General features: G+C 48.7%; 18 protein-coding genes. 5 read left to right on the forward strand and 13 right to left on the reverse strand.

Annotated features, from left to right (window positions below; all coding sequences use genetic code 11):
* Positions 1-11: 11 nt before the first annotated feature.
* Genes VK958_RS00290 through VK958_RS00300 form a run of 3 tightly spaced genes read right to left on the reverse strand, consistent with a single transcriptional unit; the run spans position 12 to position 3216 of the window.
* Positions 12-464: a response regulator gene (locus tag VK958_RS00290; RefSeq protein ID WP_325238260.1), complete on the reverse strand. Its 453-nt coding sequence runs from the start codon at positions 462-464 to the stop codon at positions 12-14.
* A complete protein-coding gene (locus VK958_RS00295; RefSeq protein ID WP_325238261.1) occupies positions 461-2443 on the reverse strand; it encodes a hybrid sensor histidine kinase/response regulator in 1983 nt (660 codons plus the stop codon). Before VK958_RS00295 ends, VK958_RS00290 begins: the two co-directional genes overlap by 4 nt.
* On the reverse strand, positions 2443-3216 hold the full coding sequence (locus VK958_RS00300) for a response regulator transcription factor (RefSeq protein WP_325238262.1): 774 nt from the start codon (positions 3214-3216) through the stop codon (positions 2443-2445). Before VK958_RS00300 ends, VK958_RS00295 begins: the two co-directional genes overlap by 1 nt.
* 140 nt (positions 3217-3356) lie before the next feature.
* On the opposite strand from VK958_RS00300, the gene VK958_RS00305 reads away from it, so the two are divergent.
* The 4 genes from VK958_RS00305 to VK958_RS00320 all read left to right on the forward strand — a co-directional run bounded on the left by VK958_RS00305 (position 3357) and on the right by VK958_RS00320 (position 6442).
* The gene (locus VK958_RS00305; protein ID WP_325238263.1) at positions 3357-3632 is read left to right on the forward strand and encodes a hypothetical protein; all 276 of its coding nucleotides are present in this window, start codon (positions 3357-3359) and stop codon (positions 3630-3632) included.
* A 96-nt stretch (positions 3633-3728) separates the two neighbouring features.
* Positions 3729-4016, forward strand: a complete 288-nt coding sequence (locus VK958_RS00310) for a hypothetical protein (RefSeq protein ID WP_325238264.1) — start codon at positions 3729-3731, stop codon at positions 4014-4016.
* Between the two features lie 135 nt (positions 4017-4151).
* Entirely contained in the window at positions 4152-5738 is a 1587-nt protein-coding gene (locus VK958_RS00315) for a SulP family inorganic anion transporter (RefSeq protein ID WP_325238265.1), read from the forward strand.
* Positions 5739-5797: 59 nt separating this feature from the next.
* The gene (locus VK958_RS00320) at positions 5798-6442 is read left to right on the forward strand and encodes a carbonic anhydrase (RefSeq protein ID WP_325238266.1); all 645 of its coding nucleotides are present in this window, start codon (positions 5798-5800) and stop codon (positions 6440-6442) included.
* A 90-nt stretch (positions 6443-6532) separates the two neighbouring features.
* On the opposite strand, the gene fdx is transcribed toward VK958_RS00320, so the two are convergent.
* The 10 genes from fdx to VK958_RS00370 all read right to left on the reverse strand — a co-directional run bounded on the left by fdx (position 6533) and on the right by VK958_RS00370 (position 14958).
* Positions 6533-6874 carry an ISC system 2Fe-2S type ferredoxin gene (fdx, locus tag VK958_RS00325; protein WP_325238267.1) on the reverse strand — a complete coding sequence of 114 codons (342 nt, stop codon included), beginning with the start codon at positions 6872-6874 and terminating at the stop codon, positions 6533-6535.
* Position 6875: 1 nt separating this feature from the next.
* Positions 6876-8765: a Fe-S protein assembly chaperone HscA gene (gene hscA / locus VK958_RS00330; RefSeq protein ID WP_325238268.1), complete on the reverse strand. Its 1890-nt coding sequence runs from the start codon at positions 8763-8765 to the stop codon at positions 6876-6878.
* Positions 8766-8770: 5 nt separating this feature from the next.
* Positions 8771-9283 carry a Fe-S protein assembly co-chaperone HscB gene (gene hscB / locus VK958_RS00335; RefSeq protein WP_325238269.1) on the reverse strand — a complete coding sequence of 171 codons (513 nt, stop codon included), beginning with the start codon at positions 9281-9283 and terminating at the stop codon, positions 8771-8773.
* 90 nt (positions 9284-9373) lie between these two features.
* Entirely contained in the window at positions 9374-9697 is a 324-nt protein-coding gene (gene iscA / locus VK958_RS00340) for an iron-sulfur cluster assembly protein IscA (protein ID WP_325238270.1), read from the reverse strand.
* A 1-nt stretch (position 9698) separates the two neighbouring features.
* Positions 9699-10082, reverse strand: a complete 384-nt coding sequence (gene iscU / locus VK958_RS00345; RefSeq protein WP_325238271.1) for a Fe-S cluster assembly scaffold IscU — start codon at positions 10080-10082, stop codon at positions 9699-9701.
* A 235-nt stretch (positions 10083-10317) separates the two neighbouring features.
* Complete coding sequence (locus VK958_RS00350) at positions 10318-11535, reverse strand: IscS subfamily cysteine desulfurase (RefSeq protein ID WP_325238272.1); 1218 nt, start codon at positions 11533-11535, stop codon at positions 10318-10320.
* 24 nt (positions 11536-11559) lie between these two features.
* Entirely contained in the window at positions 11560-12705 is a 1146-nt protein-coding gene (locus VK958_RS00355) for a cysteine desulfurase family protein (protein WP_325238273.1), read from the reverse strand.
* Positions 12706-12722: 17 nt separating this feature from the next.
* Positions 12723-13193 carry an Rrf2 family transcriptional regulator gene (locus VK958_RS00360; protein ID WP_325238274.1) on the reverse strand — a complete coding sequence of 157 codons (471 nt, stop codon included), beginning with the start codon at positions 13191-13193 and terminating at the stop codon, positions 12723-12725.
* A gap of 142 nt (positions 13194-13335) precedes the next feature.
* On the reverse strand, positions 13336-14070 hold the full coding sequence (gene cysE / locus VK958_RS00365; protein WP_325238275.1) for a serine O-acetyltransferase: 735 nt from the start codon (positions 14068-14070) through the stop codon (positions 13336-13338).
* A 150-nt stretch (positions 14071-14220) separates the two neighbouring features.
* Positions 14221-14958 (reverse strand): RNA methyltransferase, encoded by a 738-nt coding sequence (locus VK958_RS00370; RefSeq protein ID WP_325238276.1) that lies wholly within the window; start codon positions 14956-14958, stop codon positions 14221-14223.
* A gap of 112 nt (positions 14959-15070) precedes the next feature.
* On the opposite strand from VK958_RS00370, the gene VK958_RS00375 reads away from it, so the two are divergent.
* Positions 15071-15723: inositol monophosphatase family protein (locus VK958_RS00375; protein WP_325238277.1), on the forward strand; the 653-nt coding region annotated here is incomplete at its 3' end.

Genomic DNA, 15723 nt, shown 5'->3' on the forward strand with positions numbered 1-15723 from the left:
AGCCTGCAATATTATGCGTACCCCGGCAATTGCAGGTTCGGTTGATGTTGCTTGAGTTGGGTAAATAGCCAGCGCGTCTCTAGCAGTATCCAGACGCGCAGCATGGCTTCCATCGGGTCAAAAGGCTTGGTTAAAAAGTCTTTTGCACCCAATGCCAGTGCCTTGCGTCGTGTGGCAATGGTTGCGTCTGCTGTCAGTACCAGCACGGGTAAATATTCATTGGGACCGAGATGGTGCGATAACTGGTCGAGCACGGCAAAACCGTCTAATACCGGCATCATCAAATCCAGCAGGATCAAATCGGGCTGAAAGGCATTGACCAGATCCATGGTTTTGGTCGGGTCAGTGGTGCTGATGACTTGCTCGAAACCTTCTTTTGTCAGTAATTCTTCAAGCAATCTTAAGTTCGCTTCAGCATCATCAATGATCAGGATCTTGGAGGCGCGCAGTTGTTCAATATTCATGGTGTCGGTTCAGGCAGTAGGTTTAACAGTAACTGGTTAAAGGTGGCCACGTTTAACGGCTTGGTAAAATAATGCGTGATGCCCAGTGCATTCAGGCGATGTATGGTTTCTGGCAAGGCATCGGCACTTAATATCACTAGCGGAATATCCCGCAGGTGATCGCGGGCAGACTGGATATGTTGAATCAGCGATTCACCGGAACCGTCAGGCAGGTTTAAATCCAGTAACAGCAGATCAGGTGTCATATCCCGCAACCACACCATGCTTTCCTGCAAGCTGGCGGCGATATGCAGCTTGATATGGCGATGTTTGCTCGTAATCGCTTCCATTAACGCCTGATTGCTGTGGTTATCTTCTACATATAGGATATGACGTTTACGGGGTTTGGCAGAGGCTGTTGCTGATCCCTGCACGTTGAGTTCTGTGGCAGCTTCGACTGATGATTCTGCATGAAGCGCGTCCTCAGAGGCTGGCAAACTGAACCAGAACATGCTTTTATCCTCAGCCACGCCAATCTGACCACCCATGGCATCCATCAATTGTTTACTGAGCACCAGCCCCAAGCCAGTGCCTTCGGTCACTGTGCGCTCGGCACCCAGCCGGTCAAACGGCGTAAACAGGCGTGAACGCAGTGCTACCGGAATGCCATTGCCCTGGTCCTGCACTTCCACTCTGATATGGCCATGTTGGCGATAGGCAATGACCGTGACTTGCGTATTGTCCGGGCCATACTTCAATGCATTGGCTAACAGGTTCAGGATCACTTGCAGTAAACGCTGTCTGTCAGCACGGACTTTCAATCCCGGTTCAAAACGTGTTTCTATGGTCATGTCCCGCACTTTTTCGAGCGGCTTCAGATAGTGATAAGCCTCTTCCAGCAAGGGGTTGAGCGCGATGACTTCCATCGACATACCGATATCACCGCTCTCGATACGGGAAATATCCAGCACCTCGTTAATCAGTTTAAGTAAGTGTTGGCCAGCATTGTGTATTAGGGTGGCGCTGTCTTTCTGGCGGCCATCTGGTAAGTCGTTTTCCAGGATCTGCGCGAATCCTAAAATCGCATTGAGGGGCGTGCGCAGTTCATGGCTGGTGCGGGAGAGGAAGTTACTCTTGGCGGCACTGGCTTCTTCTGCTTCGACCCTGGCCAAATGCGCTTCTTGCGCACTTTTATTCAACAGTTGAGAGGCATGCTCCAATTCCATAGTCAATTCGCCCAGTTCATCCTTGCTAATGGTAGGCAATGCCAGCGGCTCACTTTTCACCAGGTGAATGGCGCTGTCGCGAATGGTCCTGACGCGCGCAACAATGGTCTGCGTAAAAACCCATACGCCAATCAGAGAACCTAATACGCCTGCGATCACCGCCATCAATGTGATACGCAGGTTACGTTTGCGCTCGAAAATGACTTCTTTTTTATCCTGGTCGACGATTCTGGATTCACGCAAACTCATCTGGTCCAGATGCGTGCGCAGGCGGTTCATGGCCGCGCCTTGAGAGCTAAACTTGCGTATCAGTTCTTCGTTGGCTTCTTTATCCGTATTGCTGGCCAGCGCCGCCAGGTCATTCAGGTTTTTCTGCACCAGTGGGTGGATCACCAGCAGTAATTTCTGCTGCGACTGATCGTCCAGGCGCTGTTCAAGTGAATTGAGTAATTGCGGCATGGCTTCTTTGGCAGTGACATAGCCGGACAGAAATTGATTGTTCCCCGTGAGAAGGAAATCACGCACGCCGGTAGAAGCTTCCAGCAGTTGGGTCTGCAAGGTCTGGATGTCTTGCTGGATTTGCAGGGCATTCTGCACGCGTCTTTCAAGTAAAGCGGCTTGCTGCTCACTTTCAAAAATCAGGGCCAGTGACGCCAGTAATACTGTCAGGGGCAGGGTATTCAGGATAATGCCCTTGATCGTCAACGGGGCATCTTGCCACAATTGATTTAAATAACTGAATGCTTTTAGGTGACGGAAAGGCATGTCAGGCATCACAATCCACCACTTTTGAACCCGGCTTCCACTGCCTTGACCGCAGCTTGTGTGCGGTCATTGAGATCCAGCTTGCTGAGAATGCGTTCAATGTGGATTTTGACAGTACCGGGAGAAATCCCAAGTTTCGTGGCTAGCAAAGCATTGCTGGCCCCGGAAGGAAGTAAGGCAAAGACTTCCCTTTCACGCGGTGTGAGTTTCTGCAGGTAACTATCATCAATCACTGATGTTGCTTGTGCCTGCCCATACAGAGCAAACCCAAGCATGCCGCACAGGCTATACAGGATTTGCAGGCTGTTATGACTTAATGGATTGCCTGTCAGCAAAGCCATTAAACCAACCGCACGTTGCTGGCATGCGATAGGAAAATGGTAGCAAAGCATTCCTGTCTGATTTTCTGCGGGAAGCTGTAATGTCCACAAGCTTGGCACATATTGCTGGTGGACTTCAAAGCGGATGGGTTCTTTCAACCATTGTCCGAGAGCGCCTAGCATGGGTATACGGGCGCCCACCGGGAAACTCTTGCCACGCTGGGCCAGTATTTTTAATGCACCGCCATGTTGCTGGCTGATCAATCCATGCTGGGCACCGAATTGCAGGCAAATCTCATCCAGTAACCATTGCAATAACTCAGTTGACCAACCGGAAACGAAAAGTTGTTGTCCAAACTTTTCAAATAGTTTGTCCTGTGCGATTTGCGCCTGGTTCTGTTTCAAGGCGCTGCGCAGGGCAAATGCGCTGTCGGTGGCTGGTGTAGGGCTGTCATTCGGCATATGCCGTTAAGTATATACCGAACTACCTATATCGGTAGATTTTTTGTTGCCAGCTGCGGTGCAAAATGCAAACCATGATGAATCAATTAAAACCCCAACGAACTATGAATGTCCAACAAACAGTGAACAGGAGAAATAATATGCGTAACGTTTATACAGCAATGTTAATGGTTTTTGGTTTGGTAGCGGCTTTGCCGGTGAATGCCCAAGATCAAAATGAAGAAGTGACCGTTGAATCCAGAGTCCATCAACACCAATCCTTCAGCAGAAGACCCTACAGCGCACCCGTGGTGATAGCGAACAAGCCTGCTGCTGAACAAGGCTGGGAAGGTGCATCCATGACGGCCGGCCAAGAACAGAAAGAAAGACACTTGCAATTATTGAGAATGCATTCGATCGGCAAGCGTCCTCTGTAGTCAGAGTCGCGTAAGGTTGCTGGCAGATAATAGTGCCAGGCCTTGGTTAGGATGCGATAAGGCTGCGTGACAAATTAAATGATAAAGGAGTATGAAATGAGCAGATTATTATTGGTAGTATTGGTTTCATTCGGCTTGTTGGCGAATGTTCATGCGGATGAAACACAAGAGCAGGAAAATGGTGTGCGTACTTTGCATCAAAAAAACTTTGCCGGCCAGCGGCCTTATTCGAAGGCCCCTGTTGCCAAGCAACAGAGCCCTGAGGATAAATGGGAAGGTGCAGGTATCGTGACTGACAAGCCAGAAAAGGGCTTTGATAAACATGATCAACTACGGTTGAACTTTATTGGCAAACGACCATATGTTGCACCAACAGCTGACTAAGTATCCGAATTTTTAAATTTGGCCATCGACCCCGCATTCATGCGGGGTTTTGTGTTTATAATAAAACCATAAAATTGATTATATTGATCAAGATAATATAACGAAAAATTGTTTCACATGAGAAGGAAGTACACTATGTCCGCACCATCAGTCAGGTCGAATTTTATCGATCACTTCAAGCATTTTAATCAGGACTTACCCGCATCAATTGTTGTTTTCTTCGTTGCGTTACCGCTTTGCCTTGGGATTGCACTTGCTTCAGGGGCACCCCTTTTCTCCGGCGTGATCGCAGGTATTGTCGGTGGTATCGTCGTCGGTTTAGCCAGCGGCTCCCAGCTAGGTGTAAGTGGTCCGGCAGCGGGCCTGGCTGTCATTGTGCTCGCAGCCATCGGTAATCTGGGTTCCTATGAAGTCTTTTTAGCCGCAGTGGTTCTAGCAGGCGTTTTCCAGTTTTTGCTTGGCCAGTTTAAAGCCGGATTTATTGCTTACTTTGTACCCACTTCGGTCATCAAAGGCATGCTGACAGGCATTGGATTGTTAATCATCTTGAAGCAGATTCCTCACGCGCTTGGTTATGATGCCGATTTTGAAGGTGATGAAGCCTTTGAGCAGGCTGGGGGCAATAATACGTTCACCGATATTTTGCAGGCATGGGACCTGCTCACGCCGGGCGCGATTTTGATCGCCGTTATTTCTTTTGCGATTTTGATCTTGTGGGATGCCGTGCTTGTAAAAAAACACCGTTTCTTCCAGTTGTTACAAGGGCCGATCGTAGTCGTGCTGGTTGGTATCGCATTGCAGTGGGCATTCCTGCAAGGATGGCTGAACTTCAAGCTGGAAGATTCGCAAATTGTGAGCTTGCCTGTGGCAAACAGCCTGGGCGACTTTTTTAGTTTTTTCACCCATCCTGATTTCAGCCAGATGGCACAGCCGGCAGTCATCAAGGTCGCATTGGTCATGGCAATTGTGGCTAGTCTGGAAACTCTGCTTTGTGTAGAAGCCACCGATAAACTGGACCCGATGAAGCGTGTGACCCCCACCAACCAGGAACTCAAGGCACAAGGATTAGGCAACATAGTTTCAGGCATGATAGGCGGCTTGCCGATTACACAGGTCATCGTGCGCAGTAGTGCCAATATCACTTTTGGCGCGCAAACAAAAATATCTGCCATCCTGCACGGTTTCTGGTTACTGTTGAGTGCACTCACCATTGCCAGTTTCCTGAATATGGTACCTTTGGCGAGCTTGGCGACCATTTTGATTATGGTTGGTTACAAGCTAGCTAAGCCTAGCTTGTTCAAGCAAATGTATGCATTAGGCTGGGAACAGTTCGCGCCTTTTATCATTACTATCCTGGCAATCGTGTTTACTGACCTGCTGACCGGCATTGGACTGGGCTTGGTTGTGGCTGTGTTCTTCACCCTGCATCACAGCTATCGCAATTCACATTACATTAAACAAACTCGCTCTACCATGGATGGCCAGGAAGTTTACCAGCTGGTCCTGGCTGAAGAAGTGTCCTTTTTTAATAAGGCCAGTATCCTGGAAGTATTGGAATCCATTCCACGCAACAGCAAAGTCGTGATTGATTGCACACAGAGCAAGTCGATTGCCTATGATGTGGTGGAGTTCATTCAAGATTACCAACAGCATGCCAAGATGAAAAATATCGTGGTGGAAACCATTGCATTCAACCCGCCCAAGTATTTACTTGGGCATTAATAAAGCAGGGCCCAAAGCGGCCTCGTTAAAATAATCATTCAATAGAGGATATACATCATATGTACAAACACCCATTACTGGACCGTGACAAAATGACGCCACGTGAAGCACTGGATATCTTGATAGAAGGTAACCGTCGTTTTACTTCCGATATAGAAGAAGAAAAAGATTTCAAGGCGCTGATTCAAATCACCAAAGACAAACAGCATCCTTTCGCCTCTTTCCTGAGTTGCAGTGATTCGCGCGCACCAGTCGAACTGCTATTTGATCAGGCACTTGGTGATATTTTCAGCGTACGCCTGGCGGGAAATATTGCTTCAGACAAAGCCATAGGTAGCCTTGAGTTTGCCAGTAAATACCTGGGCAGCAAGTTGATTGTGGTGATGGGGCACAGCTCGTGTGGTGCAGTGAAAGCAGCTTGCGATGATTTTAAAGATGGTCACATCGGTGAAATCATTAACCTGATCAAACCTTCAATCCGTCATGAAAAGACCGTGGCTGATCCTGCACAACGCAATTCCAAAAATAGCGACTTTGTTGAAAGGATTAATGAATTGAATGTCAGGTATCAGATTGATACGATCATCCGCAGCAGTGATATCGTCGATGAAATGTTACACAGCAAGCAAATCGGTATCGTCGGCGCGATATACGATATTTCAAATGGTAAAGTGAATTTCCTGGATGATACATTTGTCGGATAATACGTGCATACTTAGTCGATAGCCTGAGTTAATGATCCGTTCATCCAAAGCAATATAATAAAAAAGCCGATGTTTACATCGGCTTTTTTATTACTGGTGGCCTTCTTTAGCCAGGTTAATGCTGTATTTGGGGATTTCCACTGTGACATCTTCTTCCTGCAAGATAGCCTGGCAGGACAACCGGGAGAATGGCTGCAAACCCCAGGCCCTGTCCAGCATATCTTCTTCATCTTCTTCAATGTCATTCAAAGTTTTGAAGCCTTGGCGCACAACGACATGGCAAGTGGTACACGCACATACACCACCACAGGCACTGTCGATATCAATATCGTGATTGTGTAATGCATCGCAGATGGAAGTACCTTTTTCTGCTTCAATCACCGCACCTTGCGGGCAAAGTTCAGAATGTGGAAGTATGGTGATTTTAGGCATATTACAGTTCCAGAGAGTCCAGGTTTTTACCCGCGAGGGCTTTTTGTACAGAAGCATCCATACGTTTGGCGGCAAAATCTTCGGTGGCATGGTTTAAAGCTTCAGTGCCTTGCTTAATGGCCTGGCTATCCGTACCTTGGGATAAAGCACGCAAGGTTTCGAGATGCGCTTGTATAGAGGTACGTTCATGTTGCGACAGTAATGCTTCACCATCTTCAGTGAGCGCTGCTTCAATCGCTTCAATCAGACGTTGTGCATCCACGGTCGCCTCACGCAGCATGCGCGCTGCTTTGTCGCTTTCTGCAGCCCCAAACGAGTCTTTTAACATGGATGTGATTTGATCTTCACTTAATCCATAAGAAGGCTTGACGGTAATATTGGCTTCAACGCCGCTGGTTTGTTCACGCGCACTGACAGAGAGTAAGCCGTCGGCATCCACCTGGAAAGTAACGCGGATGCGCGCAGCACCTGCAGCCATTGGCGGAATACCCCGTAATTCAAAACGCGCCAGCGAGCGACAGTCGGCAACCAGTTCGCGTTCGCCTTGTACGACATGGATCGCCATGGCGGTTTGGCCATCTTTGTAAGTGGTGAAATCCTGGGCGCGGGCAATTGGCAAGGTCGAATTACGCGGAATCACTTTTTCTACCAGCCCGCCCATGGTTTCCAACCCAAGCGATAACGGTGTGACATCCAGTAGCAACAAATCCTCTTCACTGCGGTTGCCTGCCAGTACATTGGCCTGGATGGCTGCACCAAGCGCAACCACTTTGTCCGGGTCAAGATTGGTCAAAGGCTCTTGCTGGAAAAACGCCTGCACTGCATGACGGATATGTGGCATGCGGGTAGCGCCGCCGACCAGCACTACGCCTTTGATCTCTTCCTTACTCAGGCCTGCATCACGCATGGCTTTACGGGTAGGGCTTAAAGTTTTACTGACCAGGTTTTCGGTCAGGCTGATAAATTGTGTGACTGTCAGCGTTTCATCCACCAATGCGCCATTGCTGAGTTTACAAAGGATATTCGCTTCGTGATTGTCGGTCAGCCATTCTTTAGCCTGGCGTGATTTGGTAAGCAGCAAGCGCGTATCCACTTCGGTCAGAGGCTTAAAGTCATCCGTTTTACTACGTACCTGGTCCAGTACCCAGCAGTAAATGCGGTGATCAAAATCATCGCCACCAAGGGCAGAGTCACCATTGGTCGCCAGGACCTCGAATATCCCTTTGCTCAAGCGCAGAATCGAGATATCAAACGTGCCACCACCCAGGTCATAAATGACATAGATTCCTTCAGAGGCATTATCCAGGCCATAGGCTACTGCGGCTGCCGTGGGTTCATTCAAGAGGCGCAAAACGTTGAGGCCAGCCAGCCTGGCAGCATCTTTTGTTGCCTGGCGCTGGGCATCGTCAAAGTAAGCCGGCACGGTCACCACTACGCCAGTGAGTTCACCGCCCAAGGCTTTCTCGGCACGGATTTTCAACGCTTTTAAAATATCCGCCGAAATTTCGACCGGGCTTTTCAGGCCGGCACGTGTTTTCAGTTCCAGAATGCCTTGTGAGGATGCATTTTCAACAAAGTGGTAGGGAATATGCGCACGATCCGTGATGTCGTTCAAGGCACGTCCCATAAAGCGTTTCACCGAGACAATGGTATTGACCGGGTCCAGGCTTTGAGCGGCTTGTGCCTCATGGCCAACGACAACGGCATCTTCAAGATAGCGTACAACAGAAGGCAACAAGGCATGACCGTGTTCATCATGCAACACGGTGCTCATGCCACTGCGGACGGTCGCAACCAGTGAATTAGTAGTGCCCAAATCAATGCCAACCGCCAGCTTGTGCTGGTGCGGGGCAGGGGACATACCTGGTTCTGAAATCTGTAATAACGCCATGAAACTTAATCTTCCAACTGAGCGATCAATGCATTCACATCTTCACTCACTTTATCAATAAACTGCAGTTTTCGGACTGTCATGGCTGCTTGTGCAGGGGCTTGTGTAATTTCTTCAGCCACTTGCTGTTGCAGGCCTTTAGCCTCGATACGCATCTCTTTCAAAAGCGTATCCAGCGCTGCGATATCTTTGGCAAATTTGGCATCATCCATCGCTTCGCGCCATTCCATTTGTGACATCAGGAAATCCGCAGGCATCGCCGTATTGTTTTCTTCATCTGTGGCAACGCCAGCCAGTTGCAGCAGGTAACGTGCCCGCGCAGTCGGCTGTTTAAGCGTTTGGTAAGCCTCATTGGCTAAAGTGGCTTGTTGCATGGACTGTAAGCGCTCTGCCGGAGAGGCATTCACGAACTTGTCAGGATGCACTTCAGCCAACAGTTTGCGGTAGTGCGCATCCAGCGTCGCTGACTCTATATTGAATTGCTGTGGAAGCTGGAATAAGGCGAAATAATTTTGCATGGTTAGCAGCAAAAGCAAAAAAGAGGATGCAAAATCTACTGTATGGTAAAGAAAATGGGAGCCGGGAGGACGAAGCTGGCAATTACCGGCTTAGACCGTGAATGACTCGCCACAACCACATTCATCTTTCACATTCGGGTTGTTAAACTTAAAACCTTCGTTTAAGCCCTCTTTAGTGAAGTCCAGTTCTGTCCCATCGATATAGACCAGGCTTTTCGGATCCACGATCACTTTGACCCCGTAGCTTTCAAACATGCTGTCTTCCGGCAGCATATCATCGACAAATTCCAGCGTGTATGCCATGCCGGAACAGCCGGTGGTTTTCACGCCCAGGCGCAAACCAATCCCTTTGCCACGATTGGCAAGGAATTTCTCTACGCGTTGGGCCGCAGTTTCTGTCAGGGTAATCGCCATCTTAATGACCTTGTTTGGATTTCAGGTCAGCAATCGCAGATTTAATCGCATCTTCTGCCAGCACTGAGCAGTGGATTTTGACTGGCGGCAGGGCCAATTCTTCTGCAATCGCAGAATTCTTGATCTCCTGTGCCTGATCCAGTGTTTTACCTTTAAGCCATTCTGTCACCAGGGAGCTTGAGGCAATCGCTGAGCCACAACCATAAGTCTTGAATTTGGCATCTTCAATCACGCCAGCAGTGTTGACCTTGATCTGCAGCTTCATCACGTCACCGCAAGCAGGCGCACCTACCATGCCAGTGCCGACTGTCGGGTCGTTTTTATCCATAGAACCAACGTTACGTGGGTTTTCGTAGTGGTCTAAAACCTTGTCGCTATATGCCATCTCACACTCCTTAGAAATTAAAATGCGGCACAAACTCTGTGTTGGTTCGGCTTGCCGTACTTGCGTACTGTCTGCGCCTCACCGCCTTGATTTTGTTTTGCCTTTTAATTTTTAGTTAAACTTCCATTCTTTAAAAAATTGAAGATTTGATTGTCTGGCTAGGCGGAGGGTTGCGCGGTTTAGTGTTTCTAAACAAGCAATCCGACAACAACGCCAGGCAGTCAAAGATCAATTTTTAATGTTCTGCCCATTCTACTTTGGACAAATCAATCCCATCCTTGAACATCTCCCACAATGGCGAGAGTTCACGCAACTTGTCAATCTTGCTCTTCAACAGGTCTATCGTGTAATCCACATCTGCTTCAGTAGTAAAACGGCCAATGCTGAAACGAATCGAGCTATGTGCAAGTTCGTCTGAGCGACCTAAAGCACGTAACACGTAGCTAGGTTCCAGGCTGGCTGAAGTACATGCGGAGCCGGAAGAAACTGCGATACCTTTAATCGCCATGATCAGTGATTCACCTTCAACAAAATTGAAGCTGACGTTAAGGTTATGCGGCACACGGTGGTCCAGGTCGCCGTTTACATACGTTTCCTCGATATCCAGCAGGCCGTGAAGCAAGCGGTCACGCAACATGCGAATACGTTCGTTCTCACTTGCCATTTCTTCACGTGCGATACGGAAAGCTTCACCCATACCGGCAATCTGATGCGTTGCCAATGTGCCGGAACGCATACCGCGTTCATGACCACCACCGTGCATTTGCGCTTCGATACGGATACGTGGTTTACGACGCACATACAGTGCACCTATGCCTTTTGGGCCGTAGGTTTTATGTGCAGAGAAGCTCATCAGATCGACCGGCAGTTTTTCCAGGTCAATCACCACTTTGCCTGTCGCTTGCGCGGCATCCACGTGGAAAATTACATTGTTGGCACGGCATACATTTCCCAGTGCTTCGATGTCCTGGATCACGCCGATTTCATTGTTCACCAACATAATGGATGCCAGTACCGTATCCGGGCGGATTGCCGCTTTGAACTTCTCAATGGCAATCAGGCCATCCGCTTCTGGTTGCAGGTAAGTCGCTTCATAGCCTTCACGCTCTAACTCACGCACAGTATCCAATACCGCTTTGTGCTCTGTGGCAGCCGTAATAATGTGTTTGCCTTTGCCCTCAGCATAAAAATGTGCAGCGCCTTTGATAGCCAGGTTGTTAGACTCAGTCGCTCCAGACGTCCATACGATTTCACGTGGATCTGCATTCACCAGTTTGGCAACTTCTTCGCGTGCGTTTTCAACTGCTTTTTCGGCTGTCCAACCATATGGATGGCTGCGTGAAGCAGGGTTGCCATAGTCTTCGGTCAAAAAAGGGATCATTTTTTGCGCAACACGCGGGTCTACCGGTGTCGTCGCAGAGTAATCCAGGTAAATCGGCTTTCTATCAGACATATTCATGCTCTTTCAATAAAAATCTTATGCCGCAACGGCATTTAATCCTTTTAAGCGTTTCACTTCCTGCTGCAACGCTTTTAAAAATCCCTGTACTTCTGATTCACTATTGCTTTCGCCTAAACTCACACGGATTGCACTGCGAGCCAGGTCAGAGTCAACACCCATTGCCAATAATACATGGCTAGGTTCAGTGCTATCACTAGAGCACGCGGAGCCACTCGCAACCGCATAACCGGCTTTATCCAGTGCCGTCACTAATGTTTCCCCTTCAATATTGGGGATAGCAAAAAAACTGGTGTTTGGCAGGCGCTCTGCTTGTTGGCCAAAAATCACAGCATCCAAACCTTGCAAACCAACTTCAAGCCCGTTACGTAACTTAGTTTGGGCCAAACTGCGTGTTTTCAATGTTTCCGTTGCCAGTTTGCATGCTTCTGCAAAGCCAACAATTCCAGCGACATTCTCAGTCCCACTGCGGAGGCCACGCTCCTGACCACCACCATGCAGCAAAGGCCCGATATCTACACGCTTATCCAGTATCAAGGCACCTACACCGACTGGGCCGCCAATTTTGTGGCTGGATATCGTCATGGCATGCACGCCTAGTGTCTCGAAATTTACTGCGAGCTTGCCAAATGCCTGCACTGCATCGGTGTGCAGCAAAGCACCTTTGGATCTGGTTAACGCAGCCAGTTCAGCAATTGGCTGGATGGCGCCCGTTTCGTTGTTCGCCAGCATGACTGATACCAGGCCAGTACGGGTGTTTAACTTTTCTTCAGCATCCGCCAGATCTATCACACCTTGTGCATTGGTCTTTATGCTTTGCACTTGCCAATTATGCCAGGCCAGTGATTGTGCCGGGCGCGATACACAAGGATGTTCAATCGCGCTGACCAGTATTTGGGTAGGTGTCAAATTGGCAGTGATGCCTTTAACTGCAAAATTGTTTGCTTCTGTGCCACCAGAGGTGAACACCACTTGCGAGGCTTGTACACCCACGCATTCTGCGATTTGTTTCCTGGCTGCTTCAACAGCATCTCTCACATTGCGGCCATAGATATGACGGCTGGTCGCATTGCCGGCTGTTTTAGATAACCAAGGCAGCATGGCCTGTAAAACCTGAGGCTTTAAAGTTGTGGTGCTATTGTGGTCGAAATAAACCGTATTCATGCGATCTAAACGCTGCCTTAAGCTGCAAGCGTGGCGTCAGGCCCACATTTACGTGGCGAAAAATGCACTGTGCCAGCACCTTTTCTCTTCTGCATATCGACCATATCCGCCAAACTGACCCCGGACAGATAGTCTAAAATCTTGCCATTCAGTGACGCCCACAACTCATGCGTCATGCAACGGCCCTCATCATGACAGTCTTCATTGCCGCCACATTGGGTCGCATCAATCTGTTCATCCACTGCTGTGATGATGTCGGATACAGAAATTTCTGCATGGGCCTTGGCAATACGATAACCACCACCTGGGCCGCGAACACTTGAAACCAGGCCTTGTTTACGCAGGCGACTGAATAATTGTTCCAGATAGGAGAGGGAAATATTTTGACGCTCGCTGATGCCAGCCAAGGTGATTGGCTTGTCAGCCTCGTAGAGCGCAATGTCAAGCATTGCGGTCACTGCAAAACGTCCTTTAGTGGTTAATCGCATCTATCACGTACCTTTTAAAACAGACTCAAATTGTATAATAACCTACTAAATTAGTCAATTATTATGGGCAAAAAGTTCTGTATTAAAAGCGGTTAAAACCCGCATGTATCCTGGTATTGGTAATGGTTCTTATTCAGGATTTCTATTCGGGCTTTTTGGCGAAAGCGTCTCCAACACCGGACTCGGTCTCAGCATCGCTGAGCTTGGCTAGCTGCGTTCTCAACTCGGCAATATCCATTTCCTGCTTGTGCGCATGATCCAGCAAACTATTGATGGCTTTGATCATTGGGTCATTTTCATCATTGCCGACTGCATAGGCACTGAACCCCAATCTTTCTGCCGCACTTTGCCGTTGCTTGCTTTTTTCTTCTTCCAGTATGCGTGCAGGAATACCAACCGCTGTCGCACCTTCCGGCACATCTTTAACGACAACGGCATTGGAGCCGATTTTGGCATTTTTACTGATCGTGATCGGACCCAGCACTTTGGCGCCAGCGCCAATGACCACACCAGACTCCAGCGTCGGGTGACGTTTACCTTTATTCCAGCTTGTTCCACCAAGCGTGACGCCATGATATAGCGTACAGTCATCGCCAATCACTGCTGTTTCACCAATCACGACGCCCATGCCATGGTCGATAAATACGCGGTGACCGATGACTGCGCCAGGATGAATTTCAATCCCGGTGATCCAGCGGCTAAAGTGAGACAGCAAGCGGCCAAACCAGTACAAGCGGTGTGTCCATAGCCAATGGCTAAGCCGGTGGATTATTAGCGCGTGCACACCAGGGTAGGTGGTGAGGATTTCAAAATGCGTGCGCGCCGCCGGATCGCGGTCAAACACGATAGAAATATCTTCTTTTAGGTGATCAAACATGCGCGCATTATGCCACAAGTGATGCGCATGCTGAAAAGCCAGGGTTTGGCAGGAGGCTATTTAGAATTCGGATAAATGCTGACGTAAGTCGATCTATACATTCACGGTGAGAAGCGCGTTTTTGGGCTGACTTGCAAAGAAATAAAAAAATTAATATTTATCATGCTTTTTCGGATTGACCGACAGCGTCAGGATTCCGCGTAATAAATTCACTTCCTCTTTCTCCAGCCGGGTACGACCATACAAACGACGCAAACGCTCAAATAATTTTTTTGGCGCCCGCGGATTGATATAGCCAATATGTTCCAGCACTTCACGCATATGCTCGTAAAAACGCTCCAGATCATCCTGTGAGGCGAGTTCAACCGGTTTTTCCTGGTAATGTAATTCACCGGTGGTCATCGCCATGCGGATTTCATAGCACATGATCTGTACCGCCTGCGCCAGATTGAGCGAAGTGTATTCGGGATTGGCAGGAATGGTCGCCAGCACATGGCAGAGATCTGCTTCGGCATTGCTGAGGCCACTCATTTCGGTGCCGAATACCAGCGCAACCTGGCTGTGTTCGGCAGTGTTTTTCACTTCTTGCGCCGCTTCACGCACGGTCATCACCTGCTGCGACAAAGAGCGTTCTTTGCCGCTCACACCAATGACAAACTGGCAGTCGGCCAAAGCTTCTTCCAATGTTTGTGTCACCACGGCATCATCAAGCACGCAAGCCGCATTCACCGCTAGTGAAGTGGCTTCGGGATCTGGGAAGTGCTTGGGCCTTACCAGGTAAAGACGATTGAGGCCCATGGTTTTCATGGCGCGCGCAGTGGAGCCAATATTGCCGGGATGGCTGGTTTGGCAGAGTACAACGCGAATATTATTGAAGTGGGTTGTCATGAGTCCGGCTGGCTGGTTCACAAAACGTCAGAGATTAAAGTGCATTTCATTTTGTGAACGCATGATAAAACGTTAAAATGCTATTTTATCAGTTGATCCTCCCAAACACAGCATGCATCCAACCTTAAATGTCGCCATTCGCGCCGCGCGTGAAGCAGGCAAAATCATTAACCGTGCCGCCCAGGATATTGGCGCTTTAAAAATTGAGCAAAAGGATACCAACGACTTTGTCAGCGAAGTCGACCGCGGTGCTGAGCAAGCGATTATCGATATATTGAAAGATGCTTACCCAAAACATGGTTTTTTGGGTGAAGAAAGCGGCAAAACAAATTCAGAGTCTGAAAGTATCTGGATCATTGACCCCCTGGATGGAACGACCAACTTCCTGCATGGTTTCCCGGCTTACTGTATCTCAATCGCCTTGCAGGAAAAAGGTGTGCTGACACAGGCTGTCATTTACGACCCGGTGCGCAATGATTTGTTTACGGCTACAAGAGGCAGCGGTGCATTCTTGAATAACCGCCGTATTCGCGTGACTCAGCGTGCCAAATTACAAGAAGCTTTACTTTCGACCGGTTTCCCATTTAAAGACTTCAGCTATTTGGAAACCTATATCAATATTTTCCGCGATATGGCCAAGAAAACCTCCGGTTTGCGCCGTCCCGGCTCGGCTGCGCTTGATTTGGCTTATGTAGCGGCAGGCTTTTCTGATGGCTTTTTTGAAATCAACTTGTCACCGTGGGATATTGCTGCCGGGGCTTTGCT

The organism is Methylophilus sp. (genome assembly GCF_035460085.1).
Lineage (GTDB): Bacteria > Pseudomonadota > Gammaproteobacteria > Burkholderiales > Methylophilaceae > Methylophilus.